Origin of the sequence: Pantoea sp. MHSD4, assembly GCF_021043305.1 — a bacterium.
GTDB lineage: Bacteria > Pseudomonadota > Gammaproteobacteria > Enterobacterales > Enterobacteriaceae > Pantoea > Pantoea eucalypti.
In genome coordinates, this window is the sequence record NZ_JAJNDH010000009.1 from 104,418 (window position 1) to 122,998 (window position 18,581).

Below are 18,581 nucleotides of genomic sequence, written 5' to 3' on the forward strand. Positions count from 1 at the left end.
AAAAGTAAATTATGCCATTTGATTTATCGCGTTATTATATAGCGCGCTATGTTTATAGTGGGTATACTGGCAGGATATTTAAGAAATTAATAGTTTTTGACGACGAAATAATAGAATCAGCAATACGAAAATATTTCGTTAAAGAAAAAATATTTGCTTACCTGGCCAGTGATGGCGTGCGGTGCGATAAAAAATAAATCATTAAACTTCTTCTTTTTTTACAGAAATAGCCTATATTCATGTCGTCAAACCCTTTAGTTTTTCTGTTTAATTCCACTCCGTAACCAGCCGATGCAGAGGAATCCATGCTTATGAGCCTAAGCGGCGGCGATGAATGCCGTACGCAGACCCTGCACGCGTTGCGTAGTAGCGATGAAAGCCGTGACGATGTGCTGCGACAATTCGTTCGGCTGTCGAGCCAGGCACTCGGTATTCCCGGCAGCTTTATCTCGGTGCTGGATGATGAGATGCAGTATGTTAAAGCAGCGCATAATTTCACCCTTACACAATCCTCCAGACAGGACTCACTCTGCAGACACGTAGTGGATAATGACAGTATTGTCGTGGTGCCCGATACGCTGCTTGATGTCCGCTTTGCTGAACATCCACTGATTACCGGTGCGCCTTTTATTCGTTTCTATGCAGGTGTGCCACTGAAAAGCAGCACCGGTCTGATACTGGGCACGATGTGTGTGACCGATACCGCACCTCACCCCTTTAGTCGCGATCAGGCGGCGATGCTTAAAATGCTGGCAGCACTGGTGATCTCTTTTCTTGATGCCTGGTACTCGGCTGGCTTTTCCGACCCCGTCACAGGATTGCCCAACCGTCAGCGTTTGATTCGTGATCTGCAATTCCTGGCTGCTTCCGGAGACACCACCCCACGGCGGCTGGTACTGATTGACTGTATCGATATGCCACGCGCTTATGAACTTGCGCGTTCAATGGGAATGGGACCAGTTGAAAGCCTGCTGAAGGATGTGGCCACGCTATTGCCGCTGCGCCTGCGTCCTGCACCTTGTGAAATGCTCTATACCATAGCAACCGGGCGCTTTGCCCTGCTGACTCGTCAGGAGAGCAGGCTCACAGCTAACTGGGTGGCAACGAAGCTGGCTGGGATCAGTGCCGATATCGGTGATGGGCTATCGGTTGCATTAATGACCCACACCGGGGAAGCGAGTTTCAAAACCGGAGAGTTGCCCGCTAAGGAGATCCTGCGGCGCGCACTCAGTGCGCTGCACGAAGCCATTACCCGAGACATTGCTTCGATGCCTTTTAGTGAGGCCACCGATACGCGCCACACGCAGGATTTCACCCTGATGCATGATCTGGCTACGGCAATACGCCAGGACAAAGGATTATGGCTCGCTTATCAGCCTAAAATCTGTCTGCACAGCGGCAAACCGATTGGACTGGAAGCCCTGATCCGCTGGCAGCATCCGCAGCGCGGCGAACTGTCGCCTGCACAGTTTTTACCTTTTGCCGGGCAAACCGAGCTGCTCAGCGAGTTAACGACGTGGGTCACAGAGCACGTGATCGCCCGGCTATCCCGGCTTCGTAACAGCTATATACAGTTGCCGATCACAATTAATGTCAGCAGTAGCGATTTTTCCCGTGAAGGATTTGCAGACGAGCTGGAAGAACGGATGATCAGCGCAAAGCTGCCGGTTTCGCTGCTGGGCGTTGAGTGTCTGGAAACAGAACGGATTCTGGAAAGCCCGGCCGCAATACAGGGTCTGGAGATGCTTAAACTTCGTGGATTTGATATTTCACTGGATGACTTTGGCACCGGCTACAGCAACATCAGCTATCTCCGACGCATGCCTCTGGACGTAATCAAACTTGACCGTTCACTGATCAGCGAAATTGCGTCTGATACCGCATCGCGTGTCATCGCTCGCAGTATTATTGCCATGCTTAAGGATCTCGATTACAGGGTGCTGGCTGAAGGTGTGGAGAATGCGGAAACTGTTACGGCGCTGACCGAATTTGGTTGTGATCAGGCTCAGGGATTTTTCTACTCCAGACCACTGCCGGAAGCGGCACTGGATGAGTGGCTGGGCTGGCGATTACGCAGTAAGTGCTAAGCCTGACTCACCCGCCCCACCCTCTTATTTTTCCGACCCAAATGCGCTGAAGCCGCCTGGCCCGGCAATCCTGACAGTGTTACGCCCGGCGGCTTTTGCCTCGTAGAGCGCTTCATCAGCACGCCGTAGCACAGCCTCGCGATTGCCAGCCAGTTCAGCGCCTGAAGCCACGCCTGCTGATATTGTCACTGTTCCGGCAAACGGGAAGGTGGTGATGCTGACGACCTCACGAATTCGTTCTGCGGTGCGGGCCGCATCCTCCAGCGTAGTGTGGGGCAGCAGCAGGATAAACTCCTCTCCGCCAAACCGGCTAACGATATCGCCGATCCGACTGAGCTGACGCAGCAACGCCGCCAGATTCACCAGCACCGCATCACCTGCGTCATGCCCATACCAGTCGTTTATCTTCTTAAAATGGTCGATATCAATGGCGATGACACTCTGTTCATGCTCACTGTCTGACCGCGCTGCCAGTACAGAGAATCCACGCCGGTTACAAAGACTGGTCAGGGGATCGGTCATCACTTCATCGTTCAGCGCGGCCAGATGACCCGCCACGGCGTGACGATGAGCCTGTACCGCTTCTTTAAGTCGATCAGCCTCGTAATACCAGGTTTTAACCGTGGCGAGTGATTCGGCCTGCGCTTCGCTGCCGCCATCACGCACTCTGTCCGCCAGTTTTTCCAGTGGAGAAGCAATGCGACCTGCCATAAACGCAATAACGCCCGCGGTCACGATGATAATGCCCAGAACAAACCAGACTGCGCTCTCCGCCGTGCGCATCAGAATATGCCTGACCGTTTCAGACGTGCCGGTAATAAATACATTCCAGCCGGTTTTGTGCAGCGTGCCGTAACCGGTGAGGTAGTTCTGTCCATCACTCTCCAGCGTGAAGTGCCCACTTTCTGAGGTGGCAAGTTGCTTCTGCAATGCCAGGCTAAGCAGCATCTTTGTTCCGACACGCGCCGGATCGTGACTGAAAATAATCAGCCCTTCATTGCTGACCACGCTGACCATCGACCCTTTGGTGTAAAAATGCTGGCTCAGGATTTCGCTCAGCATGCTCTGTTTTTTGAGATAGATGGTGCCACCTATGTATCCCAGATAATGGCCCTCCTCGCTGAACAGAGGCTGTGATAAAAAAACCACATAGTTACCCGCAGCAGAGGTAAAGGGAGGGGAAATAAAAGGCTTCTGTGTCGAAATAGCCTTCAGGCTGGCCGCAGAGTGCAGCTTAACGCCAATCAGATTCAGACTATCCGGTGAGGTGGCCGCAATGATGGCGTCATGATTAACGACCACGACTGAATTGAAAAAGCCCGACTGCATTCTTAAGCGCTCGGTCTCCTCTTCCAGTTGTTGAACATCACCGAGCGTCTTGATCTGTGTTGCACTCCAGGCCAGTTCACGCTGCGCTATCGCCAGGTAACGATCGGTGGTATCGGCCAGTTTACGCGCATAAGCAATGTTCCCTTCCAGCAGGCTGTTTTCGATATTGGCTTTCTGAAACAGCAGTAACGCGCTCAGCAGAAGACCGGAGGTCAGAATGACGCCCCCAATGGAAAGCAAAGTCAGTAGCGAACGCAGGCGCATTTTTTCACGGCGCATTACAGTCAGGATCCAGGATAAACGTCATCTGAGTGTAACAGTTGTCACTACAGGTCAAGGGAAGAACAGAAGAAGATTAAGACGGGATCACGACCTATTGCGGGGTTGAGCACGAAATGGCTCTGTATTACTCACGCATTGTTTAGCGTGTAGAGGGTTATGATAAGCAACAGCAGCGAATGATTAAGCCGTAATAATGATATCTGTTAAGCTTGGCACGATGCACCTGATGTTTAAAATTATCGCTGATCACGATGATAAAGCCCTTCAATAGCATTGAATAACGGGGCAGAGGTTGCCCCGGTTATGATAATGAATAAAATAAGCTGAAAACAGTTAAATCAGACCAGTATCAAAAACAGACAGATTTGCACGAATTTAATCATTTAATAGAATTTAACGCCAGAACGCTTTAATATAAGAACGGCTGCTGAGTCTTTTAATAAAATGATGCGGACAGTTAAAGCGAACCCCATCCCACTCAAGATTAAACCATTGAAATTCATCATTTTTAATTTTTTCTAACAAGGTCATTGCCTGCATAGGCGTCTGAAACGCATAAGCTTTCATCACGCCATCTTTGGTACATAAATCAATATGAACCATATAACCCCCGGGTGTTTAAAAAATCGGAACTTTATAATTATTGAACTGCCTGTTTAGCATAATCCATTTATTAGCTGCCGATTATCTGATTTCGTCATATTTACGTAAAAATTTCGTTTATAATTTTTCATTATTTTTTTGGGCAACTCAGCCATATTCAGTCAATTAATTTGACCATGTCAGCATAGGTGAGTCAGACCTGATTAAATTTATATCTAAGGCTTTCCTTCCATTCAGACAACGGCGAAATAGCTGTTCGCAGAACAGGACGTTTATCGCGTCGCTTTTCAGCACTCCGCCGTCCGCCAGTGCAGGGCAGCCATACTGCAGAAAAGGAATGCTTCGTGCTGACAGGTTGAGATGGTCATAAACAGAGCACATCGTTTACACTCTCAGCAGTCTCATTTTAACCCGGCAACGGTTTAGACAGATCGCTGAAGAGGCAGGAGATCACTCACGGCGGGCAATAAGGAATCTTATGCTGGATTATATGATGTCGCTCTACCGTGCTGTTCCTGTTTCATCGGACTGTCTCAGCGACTGGCTTGCCCGCTGGCTGGCACAACAGCAGACCCGATGCCACGACCATCATTTTTCCGCCGCCTTTCCCTGGCGAGAAACCGGGTTGCCCCAGCACACTTTTTTGCAGCGTGAACTGAGGATTAATGGCCAGCGTTATCTCACCGGGCCGCGCTATCTGGGTGGTGATCCTGCTCAGCCTTTTATTGAAATTGTGGCCCGTGACAGCGTCATTGATTACGCGGTGGCTGACGCTATCATAAAGGCGTGGCAGCCGCTGAAACCGCTAAAGTTGCGTGTCCTGTTGCCTGCGACCCATCCCGACATTGGTTTTACCGATCAACTGATATTCCTCAGCGATCCGGCTGCCGTTACAAAGCCTCCCGATAAAAACATTTCACTGGTGAAGGCTGCCCGGAGAGATTATCCCGCCTGTCTTCAGATGATTAACAACGCCTATCGTGCCAGCTGGCACACGCTGCCGCATCTGCGTGATCAGCTGATGGCTTCGAGCAAACAGGAATTACGTGAGGATATTGCCGCGGGTCATGTACTTATGATTGTCTGGCAGGGCATGCTGGCAGGGCTGATGATTTGCGAACGCCGGCGACTGGCCTTTATTGAGGGCGTTCAGATTATGGATGAAGTGATTATACCCGCTTATCAAGGACGCGGACTCGCCGCATGTGCACAGCAGCGTTTACTGCAACAACTTTGTCATCACCCTGGTGTGCAGGAGCTGCTGACTGGCACCATCCTTCCAGGCAATTTTCCTTCTGTTCGAAGCGCACAAAGTGCCGGACGACGCTGCGTGCTGAAATATCAGTTTTTTGCCCCTGCCGATTTAGGTCCCGACCGGGTCATTATTTGATCTCACCCTCAACACCCGCTCAATCGAACCTGTCAGTGTGCCAAATGAATGTGAAGCTTTCATGACTAAAAATTTAAAAAAATACATTAAAATTAATAACCTGCTTGTATTTAGCTGACATTTCACACCATTCACATTTTGACAATAAAATAATCACACGGGGTTATCTTTTCGTGCCTAAATTAGTGCCAGCTTTTATCAACGGAGCAGGCAAATGACTCACTTTGTGGCTATTTTTTTCTCTTCCCTCTTTATGTGCAGTAACGTTTTTGCAGGTTCGGTTTCCTCTGTTTCTATGAGCGCTCTTTCTGGCGCATTGAATGAACGTATGCAGGTAATGAAAGTGGTGGCAGGTTATAAAGCACAGCATCATTTACCTATTGAGGATCTGCCACGTGAGCAGGTGGTGCTGGATCACATGCTGCAGAACGCTGAGCAGGCCGGGCTTGAACCCCACTCCGTGGAGCCGTTTGTTCACGCGCTAATGAATGCCAGCAAAGCAGTTCAGTATCGCTATCGCGCAGACTGGCTCTCAGTCCCGGACAGTGATCGCCCCATTCCGGATCTGGCCGAGACCAGGCAGCAAATAGAGAAGCTGGATACTCAGCTCCTTACCGCAATCAGCCAGCGTCTGATGACCGGTATCTTCTCACAAGAAGATAAAGCGTTCCTGATGTCACAACTGACGGCACCCCACCTCAGTCAGCAGGATAAAAACAGCCTTTTCGCTTCCCTCGGCCGCATTAAGCGTTTGCGTTAATCCTCAGGCAGCGGAGTGAGCTATGCAACTACAGGAACTCATGAATCCCGACTACTCAGACAATCCTTTTCCGCTTTACCGCAAACTGCATCAGCAGGGACCGCTCATTCCTGCCGGAGATAAGATCATCATCAGCGGCAGTCATGCAGTCGTAGAAGCGCTGCTGAACGATCGTCGGGTTGGTAAAAATTATATGGAAAGTGTCAGGCTGAGATTTGGTCATGATGCCGCCGACATGCCGCTGTTTCAGGGGATCAGCAGAATGTTTCTGGTGCTTAATCCACCAGAGCATTCCCGGCTGAAAGGACTGGTGATGAAGTCGTTTAGCGCCCGGGAGATCAAACCTCTCAGAGAGATGGCACTGACTGTAGCGAATGAATTGGTTGATGCGCTGGCAGACCGTCGCGCCTGCGATCTGGCTCAGGCATTCGCTTTTCCACTGCCGGTGCGCATCATCTGCAGGATGCTGGATATCTCAGAGTCCGACGCGCCGGAACTGGGGCGCCTTACCTCTGTGCTGGTGAAAGTTTTCGATCCTCAAATCAGTCAGGCAGACCTGCTCGAAGCCGCTGACGCTTTTGCTGTGCTGGAAAGATACTTCAGCGCATTGATCGTCTCCCGCCGTGACAGCACGGCGAATGATCTGGTGTCGCTGTTTCTGCGCAGTGGCAGTGAAGACGACCGACTAAGTCACGATGAGATCATCGCCAATGTAGTACTTCTGTTTCTTGCCGGCCATGAGACCACATCAAATATGATCTGCAACACCATTCTGGCCCTGCATGACCATCCACAGGAACTGGCATGCCTGAAACGGAACCCTGCGCTGATACCCAATGCCATAGAGGAGTGTCTGCGTTACGATAGTTCGGTTCAGATGCTCTACCGGACGACTCTGGAAGAGATAGAGCTGGCAGGTCAGTTGATCCCGACCGGAACCCGCTTCTTTTTGAGTCTGGGCGCAGCTAATCACGATCCGCGGGTATTTACCTCGCCAGAACGAGTGAATATCCGACGGCATGAAGGACGCTGTCTGGCATTTGGTGGCGGAATTCATCACTGCATGGGCTACCGGCTGGCCCTTGCAGAAATGGAAGTAGCCCTTCATGTATTACTGACCCGGTTACCAGAGTTGCGCCCCATAACCGCTGGCGTTCGCCGCAATCACAGGGCCAATTTACGCGGCGTCAACGCTCTGCCGGTCGAATGGTGAGGTATTGTATTGTCGGGCCAGAAGAACCGATGATCAGACACGCAGCCGCAGAGTAGCTGGCAGGATAAGCTGGCTGTTAACGGGATCCTCTCCGGCAATCATGGTCGTCAGCATAGTGAAGCAGGCCTGCGCGAGTGCCGGAACGTTCTGCTCTACCGTATCGATCGGAATGGAAAGTGAATCATAGAGATAGTGATCATCGAAACTGGCGATACGGATGTCGCTGGTCAGCAGACTATGCTCGCTCATGTAACGCAGAACCCCCTCCAGCAGACCGCAGGCGGCGGTAAACATCGCTTTGGGCGGTCGGCCCAGCCGGTTACAGAGCGCTGCAAACATTTCATAGCCACTGCCAGGGTGGTAGTTACCCTGAATAATCCACTCAGGCTGCAGCGTCACACCCGCCCGAGCCAGCCCCTCCCTGAATCCCGCCAGACGATTCTGGGTCGGGGAGAGATCAGACTGTCCACCCATAAAGTAGATCTCCTCCGGGCAGGCGCGTGCCAGCTTTTCAACCAGTTCAGCTGTAGGCGTTATCGAGTCGGTGATGACCCAGGGCAGCTTAGTATTGTTCATGGTCCTGTCAAACAGCAGTACCGGCAACTGTTCGCTGAGACTGACATAGTCACTGTCGGTCAGCATACTGGAGGCAACAATGAGTCCGTCGACCTGCCGCGCGACCAGGTTGTTGACCACCACCATCTCCTGACCGGCATTTTCGTCGGTGCAGGAAATCAGCAGCTGCAGCCCGGACGCGCGGCAAAGATTCTCCAGTGCATGAGAAAAGGCAGCGAAGCCGTGGTTAGTGATTTCTGGCACCACCAGCCCCAGTGTATGACTGCGGGCATCATGCAGCATCCGGGCGTGGATGCTGGGCTGATAATGGTGTTCGCGGGCAAGCGTAAGAACCCGCTCACGCGTCTCCTTCGCGACCCGTAACTCTTCGCCACGGCCGTTAAGCACCAGGCTGGCCGTGGCTTTTGAAACCCCGGCAAGCCCGGCAATGTCACTGATAGTAACGCGTTTTGTTTTTCTCACGGCAAGGCATCGTTTAGTGAAACAAGTACTTATTCTACCATGCAGCGGCGTAACGACCAGTAGCGGACCTGCAGTTCTGCGTGCCCGTGCAGGGTTAGCAACGCAGGATGGTCTGGAAAATAGCGGCTACTCATCACCCCTTCCCCATCGTTAATGAAAATCTCAACACTGGAGTGATCACACAGGATCTGTAACCGACTAGCGACTCCGGTCCAGTAGCGGTATGTCCACTCACCCGTTACCAGGCTGCGACGGGCAAGCCGCAGTTCATTCTGTTGCCATGTCAGGATCAGCGTATTCGCAAAATTGAGTTCAACGTCGCCCCGACTCTCCAGCTCAAGCTCCAGCCGCTCTGCGCCCATAGGTGGCGCATCATCTGCACGCCCCTTATAGTGCTGCTCTTTCTCCCGCAACGCCTGCAGTTCCACCACCGGCTGCTGACAGAGCCGCCCATTGCGTGAGCTCAGTTCGCGCACACAGGTCATCTGGTGGATCCAGCCCTGTGCCACGGTTGGCTGAGCCATCTCTTCACCGTCCGGCGTCCCCATCCAGCCCACCAGCAGACGTCTCCCGTCAGCGGTCAACGTAGTTTGCGGGGCATAAAATTCAAACCCTGCATCCATTTCGTTAAGCGGACCGTGTTGATACAGAGGTTGCTGATAATCAAGCGAACCACTCAGCCAGGCGCAGGCGTGACTGTTCAGATAGCGCTTCTCTTCGGGTACTACGCCCTGAGGACAGCAAATCAGATAGGTGCTGTCGCCGAGCGTGAACATATCCGGGCACTCCCACATATAGCCTGCCGCGTCCAGACCCCCCCGTTCGCTTCCCGCAATCTCGCCGAGATTCTGCCACTCCCGCAGATTGTCAGAACGCAACAGCAATACCCTGCCCTGTAACTGCGTCGTCTGCGCGGCCAGCACCATGTACCAGTAATCTTCATGGCGCCATACTTTGGGATCGCGAACGTGACCGGTATACCCTTCCGGTACAGCAATAACCGGGCCGAGCTTGTCAAAACCCCCCGCACTGTTCTGCTGCGCCAGACACTGCCACGCCGTACGCGAACCATCATCAAACTTGACGTTGCCGGTATAGATCAGCGTCAGCTGACCGTTATCGTCTACCGCGCTGCCGGAGTAGCAGCCGCTGCGGTCATACTCCTCATCCGGCATCAGGGCAATGGGCTGATGCTCCCAATGCAGCAGATCGGCTGAACGCCAGTGTCCCCAGCATTTGTGCTGATGCGCACAGCCGAGCGCGTTCCACTGGTAGAAAAGATGGTAGTCACCGTTGAAATGGATAAATCCATTAGGATCGTTCAGTAACCCGGTGACCGGAGCCAGATGCCAGCCTGGATAATGGCTGTCGCCCAGCGCCTTTGGCATACCCTGCATCACCGCCTGCAGAATGGTGGCAAGACGTGTTGATGAGGCCATTATTCAGAATCCGTTTTGTATTTGAGCAGGTATGAAATCACAAACGCGGTGGTAAAGGCGATTGCGATGCCGATGACATAATTCAGCAGAGAACCAGCCTGGACAATCGCCATGCCCGGTAGTCCGGTCAGCCCGACCGCGGTCATAGAAACATGAACCGACACGACCCAGGCACCGCCCAGCGCACCGCCCACCAGTCCGGCGATAAAGGGCTTCATAAACCGCAGGTTGATACCAAAAATGGCCGCTTCGGTGATCCCCAGTAATGCAGAAAACGCGGAGGGCAACGAAATCGCCTTGATCTTCGCATCACGGGTTTTGAACCACACTGCCAGACAGGCACCGCCCTGAGCCACGTTCGCCATCGCCCAGATGGGCAGCAGGAAATTCACGCCGATTGAAGGATTGCCCAGTAGTCCCGCTTCAATGGCGTGGAAGCTATGATGGACGCCGGTGATGACAATCACCGAGTAAAGCCCACCAAATACCAGCCCGGCCAGCCATCCGGCGTGCGCAATCAGCGTGCTGAGGACAAAGGAGATGCCATCACCCAGCATACGGCCCGCAGGACCAATAATCAGTAGCGCAATGAATCCGGAGATAATCACCGTCAGAAACGGGGTCAGGATCAAATCCAGCGCATCCGGTATTACCCGACGTAGCTGTTTTTCGAGCATGCTCATGAACCACACCGCCAGCAGTACCGGGAATACCGTGCCCTGATAGCCAATCATCGCGACTTCAATGCCGAAGAAGTTCATCGTGTGGAAACCGGCTGCCACGCCCCAGGCGTTGGTCAGCGCCGGGTGGGTCAGAATGCCACCCAGCGTTGCGCCCAGAAATGGGTTACCGCCAAACTCACGCGCTGCCGTAAAGCCAATCAGTATCGGCAGAATAATAAAGGCCGCCGAGCTGCACATATCCAGCATGATGTAGAGTGCATTTTCCGGATTGACCCAGCCGTAGGTTTTGACCATCCCCAGCAGGCCCATCAGCAGACCTGACGCCACAATCGCCGGAATGATCGGCACAAAGATGTTCGACAGCAGTCGGGCGATGCGCTGGAAAGGGTTAAGCTTGCGTGCGGCAATATCAGCAGCCTCAGACTTGCTCGATTCGCTAATACCCGCCTCGGCGATAAAGGCAGCGTAAACCTTGTTTACCACGCCAGTCCCAAAGATAACCTGAAGCTGTCCCGCATTACGGAAGCAGCCTTTAACCCCTTCAATCCGGCCGATCGCGGTAGTGTCCGCCTTTTCATCATCCGCCAGCACCAGACGCAGCCGGGTCGCACAGTGTGCTGCGCTGGCGATGTTCTCTTTACCACCCAGCAGCGGCAGTAAGGCCCGCGATATTTTTACATAGTCCATATACACCTCAGTCTTGTTTTGTTTTTATCCGTGTGGCGTTGAGGCCCCGGTCTCCGGGGCCATCCGGTCAGAACCAGGTTTCCATCTGTACACCGAAGTTCCATTCGCCACCGGCATCAAAGCCCTTGCTGCCGAACGCGTCGTCACTGGCATAGTTATTGAGCCGATGATCCCAGTTCATCCAGGTTGCAAACAGACGAATTTCCGGACGCTTAAGGAAGTCACCGACATCACCGGCTTTCAGGGTTGGCGCAATAGTGAGTTTGGTAAAGCTGCCGCTGACCGCGTTACGGTTGTTGTAACCTTCCGGACGCAGATCCATGTACTGATAAGAGCCTTCATACTGCATCTCAAAATTCTGGGTGATTTCCTGAATCAGACGCAGGTTAACTGTCGCCCAGTCATAGCTGTCACCTTTGACGTACCGATCGTCACTGCGCTGTGCCAGTACGGCAGGCGCAATGTGCCAGCCACCGCCCAGCGGGGTGATGCCGTAACTCGCCAGCCGCCAGGTGTTCGCTTCTGGCAACAGTGCGCCGTCAGATCCAATTGACTTCACCTCTGCGCCCAGGCCATGGCCATAGAGCAGTGCCGTTTTGGATGTGCCTTCTGTCAGCCCATAGAAGCTGTCGTTATGCAGGCCCAGCAACGCATGTACGCCGGTTTCGGCCGCATCGCTTTTGACTCTGAGTCCGTCGATATCCCGGCGATCGTCGTTATCTTTCGCCCGCATACCACTGAGCATCATCTGCACCGGGCCGACAAAGTTATTCAGCGTCAGGATGTAGTTTTGCGCCGTATTTTCATTGTTTTCGATGTCGCCAAAGGTACGACCGTACAGCGAAATGTTGCTACGCGTCTGATCGCTCCACTTCATGTCGTAAATGCCGGCACCGGTACCTGCAAGAAACACAACATCAGAGTCGATCCAATGGATATCAAAGTTATCACGGTCAAAACGCTTACCGGCCCACACGGTAGAGTTATCAAATGCACCGCTGAAAGTGGGAAGTTGCCCAAGCTCGACAAATGCCTGACGCAGGTTGAGATCGCTGCTGGATGCGGTCCAGTCGTTATAGGTGCGCTGCCCGTCAGCCAGCATGGCTTTGAAACGGGTGGTAGCACCATTATCCAGCGTCTGCTTATGTTCGAGGTTGAGCTCAACATACGTATCCGGCTCATTACCGAGACGTCCAACGTGACCGCCGGTTTCGCCAGCAGGAGTGAGTGTCGGACCACCCTGCGTTTTAGTGGCTGAGCTGTTCATCAGCAATCCGGAACGGGCGTAACCGTGGAACTCAAAGCCACCTTCATCGGCAGATTTTTGTTCCAGCTTCGCGGTGCGCTGAGCAACATCGGCGGTGGAAGTCTGGGTCTGCTGCTGTACGGCTGCCAACTGTTGAGCCTGCTTCTCAGCCACCTGTGCCTGCTTTTCGGCGACCTGAGCGCGGGTTTCAGCAACATTTGCTCGCTGCTCGGCTGCCTGAAGTCGTCGCTCCATCGCCGCAAGGCGTGCCTCAATGCTGCTCATGCTGGAATCGGCCCAGACTGATGTAGACAAGAATATTAAAGAGAGGGCGACTGCTAACGTGCTTTTTTTCATTTTTTATTCCCTGAGGAGAGGCTATCATCACCGGCTTTTTTGCTAAACCGGTTTAGGCGCAAATCATAGCCACGGGTAATTTCCCTCTGCAATGAAAATAGCTAAACCGGTTTAGTGATTGTGAGATAGCTCCCAAAACAGGGGCGTCAGGGATGATTAGCCGGCCAGATTGTCCAGCTGATGGAGCCAGGGAAGTGCTGTCATGGCACCTTTCGCGGTGGTTGCCAGGGCGCCACAGCATTGTGCTGTGGCAAGACAAATGGACAGCTTTGATTCATCGGCAGGCAGACCTGACGTCGCCAGAACCCAGAGTAATCCGGCCACGAAAGCATCACCTGCACCTGTGGTGTCGACGCTGTCCACGGGCGTCGTCGCATGGTGAGTGATCTCGCCCTGATAGCAGGCGATCACCCCTTCCCTGCCCCGCGTCACCAGTAATAAGCGAATACCAAATCGTTTGGCCAGCTGCGGCAAGCTGACAGCTGGTTCCTGTCCCGGACAGAGGAAATCCAGTTCCTCGTCTGAGAATTTAACCACGTCGGTATGACTGAGCGCCTCGTTCACCACCAAATGCAGCAGTGCCGGATCGGACCAGAGGTCTTCTCGTAAATTGAAATCAAAGCTGACATGACCACCTGCAGCACGAATCTGCTTCATGGCGGTAAGCGTGGCGGTGCGTGATGGCTCAGCTGCTAAGGCGATCGAACAGCAGTGCAGCCATTCACCGCGCTGGAACTCAGGCAGATCCGACGGTTCAAGAAACAGATCGGCACTGGGCCGCACCATAAAAGTAAAGGAGCGTTCGCCCTGCTCATCCAGCCCGACCACCACCGTTGACGTGCGGTGCTGTGAATCAGCGATCATGTAGCGAGTATCAACGTTCTCCTCTCTGAGCGTCTGCCGCATAAATTCACCAAAAGGATCAGCGCCTACCCGACCAATAAAAGCACTGTTTCCCTGCAGACGTGCAATGCCAACGGCGACATTAGCCGGTGCTCCCCCCGGACACTGCATCAGGCGGCCCGGCTTTTCGGGTAGCAAATCGACCACGGCATCCCCGAGACACCATACGCGAACAGACATAGACAACTCCTGTGATTGAATTTAAAAGCTAAACCGTTTTAGCTATAGCGTTAAACTGTACCAGGATCAAGCGTAATACTGCTGAAATGAGGCGCGTCGTACAGAACATCTCTTCAGGCGAAGAAGAAAATGCGGATAAGGCAGGTATGCCTCTGGGTGGATAGCAGATAAAAAAACCGGCCAGTGGCCGGTTTCGAAGACGATACAGGATGACGATTAATTCAATGTAGAAAGAATCTGTCTTATTGATGCGTCAATCTGCTCAGCGATCTCTTTTGGCAGACGACTGAATTCATATTGCACGGTCCGCTTCTCATCATTGGTTTTGCGTCGTGCATAGGTATTAGCCGTGGTAAATGTTGCCAGTTTCTCCGTCACAGTTTTGCTGACGGGTGCCGGTTTCTTTAACTGACGACGCGCGCTTTTGAAGCCATTCAGGATAGCGCTCTTCTTATCATCCGGGTTGGTGATTCGCAGGAGATCATCTTCATTCAGCTTTTGCTGAATCTCGCTGACCAGCGCAGAGACCTCAACCGCTTCCGCTTTAGCCTCCTCCCAGACATCAAGCAGTAACTGGTAATCCTGAAGCGTCAGCTCAGAGACAACCGGGAAGAGTTCAATGAACTCAGCAGGCACAGCTGCTGCCTGGAACGCACGAGTGACCTTGGCATTAGAGATACCTTCTGCTTTGGCAATCTCGGATTTGCTCATGCCATTTTCGTTCATCAGCATAAAGCGTAACCCTAATTCGCGCAGGTTATGCTCTTTAGCGGTCTGTATATCAGCGGCCAGTTGACGCGCATCACTGATGCTCAGTTCATCAGCGGTGACCAGTACCTCCAGGCTTGCCCCCGAAAGAATACATGCAGCGCGGCGGCGTGAACCATCCATGATCTCAATCTGATCACCGTTGATGCGACCAATCGCCGGGAAAAACTGCTGCAACGTAATGGTACGGGTGATCTCCTGCAGCGATTCCGGTGTCAGTGTGCTCTGGTCACGACCGTTGATTTGGGGATCAACCGTTGTTCTGGTCTCAATATCATCATGCAGGATGAGCTGGCGAACGAAAGTTGCCTTCGCACCCGATTTCAGCGTAAAGGTGCGTGACTGACTGCTACTGTCGATCATGTTCGCGATAGCTGAATCACCAAATTTGCGGCCAATGCGCTGTATAGGTTTGCTCACAAGGTGCTCCTGATATATTCGATGCGGTCAAACACAGCCCTGGAGAACTGTTCGGCTTCATATTTAGCTTTGCGCAAAGCGTCCGCACTGCCTGGATAAGATGAGGGATTGGCACTGATGACGGTATCAAAGGATTCACCGCAGCGTTCAAACCCGTCCAGTCTTGGCAGGCTGCAGTCCAGCATTGATTTGGTAAACACTTCACGAGCATAACTTTGAGAGGTCAGGTGATCGTGTTTAGAGGTCATTTTCGACATAAAGCCAATATTTGCTTTAAGACGCGGTTCAATGCCTTCTGACTCAATACGTTCGAGCATTTCTGGCAGGCGAGTCAGATACTTCATAGTTGAATGGAAATCGACCTGTGCCGGCGGCGTCGGTGTCAGCAGCACATCACTGGCCGCAATAGCATTCAACATGAACGAATCAAGGTGAGGACCGGTATCGAGAAAGATGAAATCATAATCACCGGCCAGACGATCAATCACGTTGCGGCGCAATACTTCGGACGGTGCAACGCCTGGCAGATGTTCAGCAACCAACTCTTCCCAGTCGCTGGCAACGAAACCATCGTCTATTGAGGCGGGAATTACATCCACTCCCGGCATGACAGTTGGCTTAATAAACTGTTCGCGAAGCTGGTCGGCATCCAGGTCGTTCAACATGGCCTGCGCTGCGGTCTCAAGAACGGAGCCTACGCTATTAGTGTGACTCAGGAACATTGTGCTTGATGCCTGTGGATCCAGGTCAATAACCAGAATGCGCAGGTCATTATGCAACATAGAGGGATGAGCGCGCATACCATGGGCCAGTGTGACAGTACTGACTGTTTTAGAAACACCGCCCTTAAGACTTACAACAAAGACGACGAAGGGTCCATCATGGCGATCGCGATATTTTGGGACTTTACGGTGCTCATAGATGTCGACTACGTTCTGAATGGTCAGTGCGTATTGTGAGGTACTGCCGGTTTGTTTCTTACCAAACTGATAACCTGCTTCTTCCATATCACCAATGGCAGCAACAACAGCGTGCTTACTCAGTAATGGCATATTGGCTACGGCATTACGTGAGAAAGTCTGGTAAAAACCGGTCTGATTGAACTCCTGACGTTGTTGTTCAATGTGGCTACTCAGTCCATGTAACATGGAATTGGCTCTGGTCGCCATTTCCAGCACTCCACCATAATCGCGCTTCATAAGCCCCTCTGCTTTACTGTTTTTTGCATACTACACAAAAAGGCTAAACCTGCCAATTTTTTAGAAAAATGACAAAAAAACCTGGATTTTTTATTAGTGACATTAAGATGACGATGAGATGGATGGGAGAGTTATGAAAAGGGTGGGTCAAATTGACGGTTTCTCTCGCTGAAATGAATGAATTCGATGTTTCAGGATTACCTCCTTAAAGAGGCTTCAGGGCGTTTTCAACTGTCGTTTCACCCCTTTATATTACAGCATACCATTCTGTTTATTGTGCAAAGAGTTATAAAGTTCATATGTTTTCCATGGTATTTTCAGCATGAAAATTTAAATAAATTTCATATTAATCATCAACATAAAAGAGAAATTGAATGGTGAAAAACTGCGTTGCAACGTGTTGAAGATAAGCTCTAACTTTGATTTTTAGTCTTTTTATGATTGCTTCAGCTTATTAATTTTATCAACAGGGCTTGCAAGTCTGGTAAGTCGATTAATGGTGGTGTCCTTTCAATTTCCATCGCTTAAATTTGAAATTTTTACTCTCCTTAAATCATGATGTGTCATGACTTTTTCATACTCTTGATTGCCGGGCTTCATCGAAGCTTTATAGTATTTTAAGTCTGACAAACACTCTATTACTTACTCAGGTTGCGTTTGAACAACATATCCAGTCGTTATGCCGCTTGATAAATTTTGTGAATTCACTGATCTTTCCGTACCCGTTTCAGACCGGGGGCAGGGCTCATACTTATAAAGCAGGTATCAAATCTTAACCGGACATTTTGACGATTAAGTGATTGCGAATATGTATCATCGCCCTTTCAATATTGTATTCAACTCCGCAAATATTTACCTATCTCTCAGTTTCTCTTTCTGAGGAGAACCTTCACTTACTCGAAAACGAGGCAGCACAACATTTCTTCCAAGTCTGACAATCTTCAACTTTTAAAAAAATGAGTTTCCGGTTGCTTTTAGTAGTCTGAATTTCTGTTCAGCTCCTTTTTGAACGCTGCTGTAAACCAGACTTCGCTTTCTCAGTTAATCAACATAAGATATTGAATCAGAAAATTACAAGGGGAATTTGATTATGGTGTTTTCATCATGAAAAAATCATAATAATTCCTTATTTATCATAATGATAGATTATTTTTTAGGGTGGTAACTCTTTAAAGTATGAAGAGCACGACAAATGCTCAATCTACATCAAAGCCCTATTTAAAATGTGGTTATCAGAGTTTCTTTCACGGTCTTGCTGCTTATGCTTTGTACAAAGGGCTTTCATGTTAAATCCTCTGCTAAACCAAACCTGACGGCTGATCACAATTCAATGCCTGTCTTAAACATCAGATCTATCTGACATGCTGCTTCTGCCATGTTTTCTCTGTTTTATCCTCATTATTCACAGGCCAGATCCAATTGGTCGATCCTTAATAGATCAAATTGAGATCCTAAACAGATCCCCATAACGTCTGAGGGCTTGTGGCACAAGGCTTTGAAGGGTGTCAGTAACCACTATAGCGAGAAGAATAACCACTATAGAGTGTGGAATAACCACTGTAGCGAGGAAAGCAACCGCGCTGGCGAGTACTTAACAACCACTGTAGCGAGTAAATGACTTTTTATTGTGTGTATAACCCTTTTGAGAGGGCATTACTGTCGCTTCACTGACACTGTGCGATGAGAGCGAGTGCTGCATGTCGAGGGCAGGGCAAATTATCCGTTCTGTTAACCTCTTTTTACCGGGTTATCCACTGAATAGATCCAATAACAGATCATAATAAGATCCTAATAAGTTCCTTAAAGATCCCCAACGCGCTCCAGGCCACGGTACGCCTGAGCTGGGGTAAGGTGACTAACCACTATAGCGAGTAGAACAACCACTGTATCGAGAGAAATAACCACTATGGTGAGTAGATTAACCGCTGTAGTGAGTGATAGTATCCACTGTATCGAGTAACAGCGGCTTTCGCCTGTTCACATCACGGATCTTCCTA

The 18,581-nt window shown here is 51.0% G+C and carries 13 protein-coding genes; 4 read left to right on the top strand and 9 right to left on the bottom strand.

All coding sequences use genetic code 11. The features are described 5' to 3' along the window. Positions 1-305: 305 nt before the first annotated feature. On the top strand, positions 306-2,087 hold the full coding sequence (locus tag LQK91_RS20620) for a sensor domain-containing diguanylate cyclase (RefSeq protein WP_105100087.1): 1,782 nt from the start codon (positions 306-308) through the stop codon (positions 2,085-2,087). Positions 2,088-2,111: 24 nt separating this feature from the next. On the opposite strand, the gene LQK91_RS20625 is transcribed toward LQK91_RS20620, so the two are convergent. After that, on the bottom strand, positions 2,112-3,695 hold the full coding sequence (locus LQK91_RS20625) for a sensor domain-containing diguanylate cyclase (RefSeq protein ID WP_003850628.1): 1,584 nt from the start codon (positions 3,693-3,695) through the stop codon (positions 2,112-2,114). Between the two features lie 396 nt (positions 3,696-4,091). Beyond that, a complete protein-coding gene (locus LQK91_RS20630) occupies positions 4,092-4,301 on the bottom strand; it encodes a hypothetical protein (RefSeq protein ID WP_003850629.1) in 210 nt (69 codons plus the stop codon). A gap of 478 nt (positions 4,302-4,779) precedes the next feature. Here LQK91_RS20630 and LQK91_RS20635 point away from each other — a divergent pair, with 478 nt between their 5' ends. From LQK91_RS20635 to LQK91_RS20645, 3 genes are all read left to right on the top strand, one after another. Beyond that, complete coding sequence (locus LQK91_RS20635) at positions 4,780-5,691, top strand: hypothetical protein (protein WP_039661953.1); 912 nt, start codon at positions 4,780-4,782, stop codon at positions 5,689-5,691. A gap of 214 nt (positions 5,692-5,905) precedes the next feature. Beyond that, positions 5,906-6,451 carry a chorismate mutase gene (locus LQK91_RS20640; protein WP_008926793.1) on the top strand — a complete coding sequence of 182 codons (546 nt, stop codon included), beginning with the start codon at positions 5,906-5,908 and terminating at the stop codon, positions 6,449-6,451. 22 nt (positions 6,452-6,473) lie between these two features. Further along, complete coding sequence (locus LQK91_RS20645) at positions 6,474-7,664, top strand: cytochrome P450 (RefSeq protein WP_105100088.1); 1,191 nt, start codon at positions 6,474-6,476, stop codon at positions 7,662-7,664. Positions 7,665-7,697: 33 nt separating this feature from the next. Here LQK91_RS20645 and LQK91_RS20650 read toward each other — a convergent pair whose 3' ends face one another. The 7 genes from LQK91_RS20650 to LQK91_RS20680 form a co-directional block, all read right to left on the bottom strand. Further along, positions 7,698-8,702 carry a substrate-binding domain-containing protein gene (locus tag LQK91_RS20650; RefSeq protein ID WP_003850633.1) on the bottom strand — a complete coding sequence of 335 codons (1,005 nt, stop codon included), beginning with the start codon at positions 8,700-8,702 and terminating at the stop codon, positions 7,698-7,700. Between the two features lie 29 nt (positions 8,703-8,731). Further along, positions 8,732-10,141, bottom strand: coding sequence for a sucrose-6-phosphate hydrolase (locus LQK91_RS20655; RefSeq protein WP_008926791.1), 1,410 nt, complete (start codon positions 10,139-10,141; stop codon positions 8,732-8,734). After that, positions 10,141-11,511 carry a sucrose-specific PTS transporter subunit IIBC gene (locus LQK91_RS20660; RefSeq protein WP_105100089.1) on the bottom strand — a complete coding sequence of 457 codons (1,371 nt, stop codon included), beginning with the start codon at positions 11,509-11,511 and terminating at the stop codon, positions 10,141-10,143. Before LQK91_RS20660 ends, LQK91_RS20655 begins: the two co-directional genes overlap by 1 nt. A 67-nt stretch (positions 11,512-11,578) precedes the next feature. Next, the gene (locus tag LQK91_RS20665) at positions 11,579-13,114 is read right to left on the bottom strand and encodes a carbohydrate porin (protein WP_105100090.1); all 1,536 of its coding nucleotides are present in this window, start codon (positions 13,112-13,114) and stop codon (positions 11,579-11,581) included. A gap of 156 nt (positions 13,115-13,270) precedes the next feature. Further along, a complete protein-coding gene (locus LQK91_RS20670) occupies positions 13,271-14,197 on the bottom strand; it encodes an aminoimidazole riboside kinase (RefSeq protein ID WP_105100091.1) in 927 nt (308 codons plus the stop codon). Positions 14,198-14,413: 216 nt separating this feature from the next. Next, complete coding sequence (locus LQK91_RS20675; RefSeq protein WP_003850642.1) at positions 14,414-15,385, bottom strand: ParB family protein; 972 nt, start codon at positions 15,383-15,385, stop codon at positions 14,414-14,416. Next, positions 15,382-16,584 (bottom strand): AAA family ATPase, encoded by a 1,203-nt coding sequence (locus tag LQK91_RS20680; protein WP_003850644.1) that lies wholly within the window; start codon positions 16,582-16,584, stop codon positions 15,382-15,384. The genes LQK91_RS20675 and LQK91_RS20680 overlap by 4 nt, the downstream gene beginning before the upstream one ends. Positions 16,585-18,581 lie beyond the last annotated feature (1,997 nt).

What these genes read in the sequence shown, in the direction of transcription:
- LQK91_RS20630 (WP_003850629.1), bottom strand. Translation starts at nt 4,301, where the DNA reads ATGGTTCATATTGATTTATGTACCAAAGATGGCGTGATGAAAGCTTAT.
- LQK91_RS20625 (WP_003850628.1), bottom strand. Translation starts at nt 3,695, where the DNA reads ATGCGCCGTGAAAAAATGCGCCTGCGTTCGCTACTGACTTTGCTTTCC.
- LQK91_RS20670 (WP_105100091.1), bottom strand. Translation starts at nt 14,197, where the DNA reads ATGTCTGTTCGCGTATGGTGTCTCGGGGATGCCGTGGTCGATTTGCTA.
- LQK91_RS20645 (WP_105100088.1), top strand. Translation starts at nt 6,474, where the DNA reads ATGCAACTACAGGAACTCATGAATCCCGACTACTCAGACAATCCTTTT.
- LQK91_RS20620 (WP_105100087.1), top strand. Translation starts at nt 306, where the DNA reads ATGCTTATGAGCCTAAGCGGCGGCGATGAATGCCGTACGCAGACCCTG.
- LQK91_RS20635 (WP_039661953.1), top strand. Translation starts at nt 4,780, where the DNA reads ATGCTGGATTATATGATGTCGCTCTACCGTGCTGTTCCTGTTTCATCG.
- LQK91_RS20640 (WP_008926793.1), top strand. Translation starts at nt 5,906, where the DNA reads ATGACTCACTTTGTGGCTATTTTTTTCTCTTCCCTCTTTATGTGCAGT.
- LQK91_RS20660 (WP_105100089.1), bottom strand. Translation starts at nt 11,511, where the DNA reads ATGGACTATGTAAAAATATCGCGGGCCTTACTGCCGCTGCTGGGTGGT.
- LQK91_RS20665 (WP_105100090.1), bottom strand. Translation starts at nt 13,114, where the DNA reads ATGAAAAAAAGCACGTTAGCAGTCGCCCTCTCTTTAATATTCTTGTCT.
- LQK91_RS20655 (WP_008926791.1), bottom strand. Translation starts at nt 10,141, where the DNA reads ATGGCCTCATCAACACGTCTTGCCACCATTCTGCAGGCGGTGATGCAG.
- LQK91_RS20680 (WP_003850644.1), bottom strand. Translation starts at nt 16,584, where the DNA reads ATGAAGCGCGATTATGGTGGAGTGCTGGAAATGGCGACCAGAGCCAAT.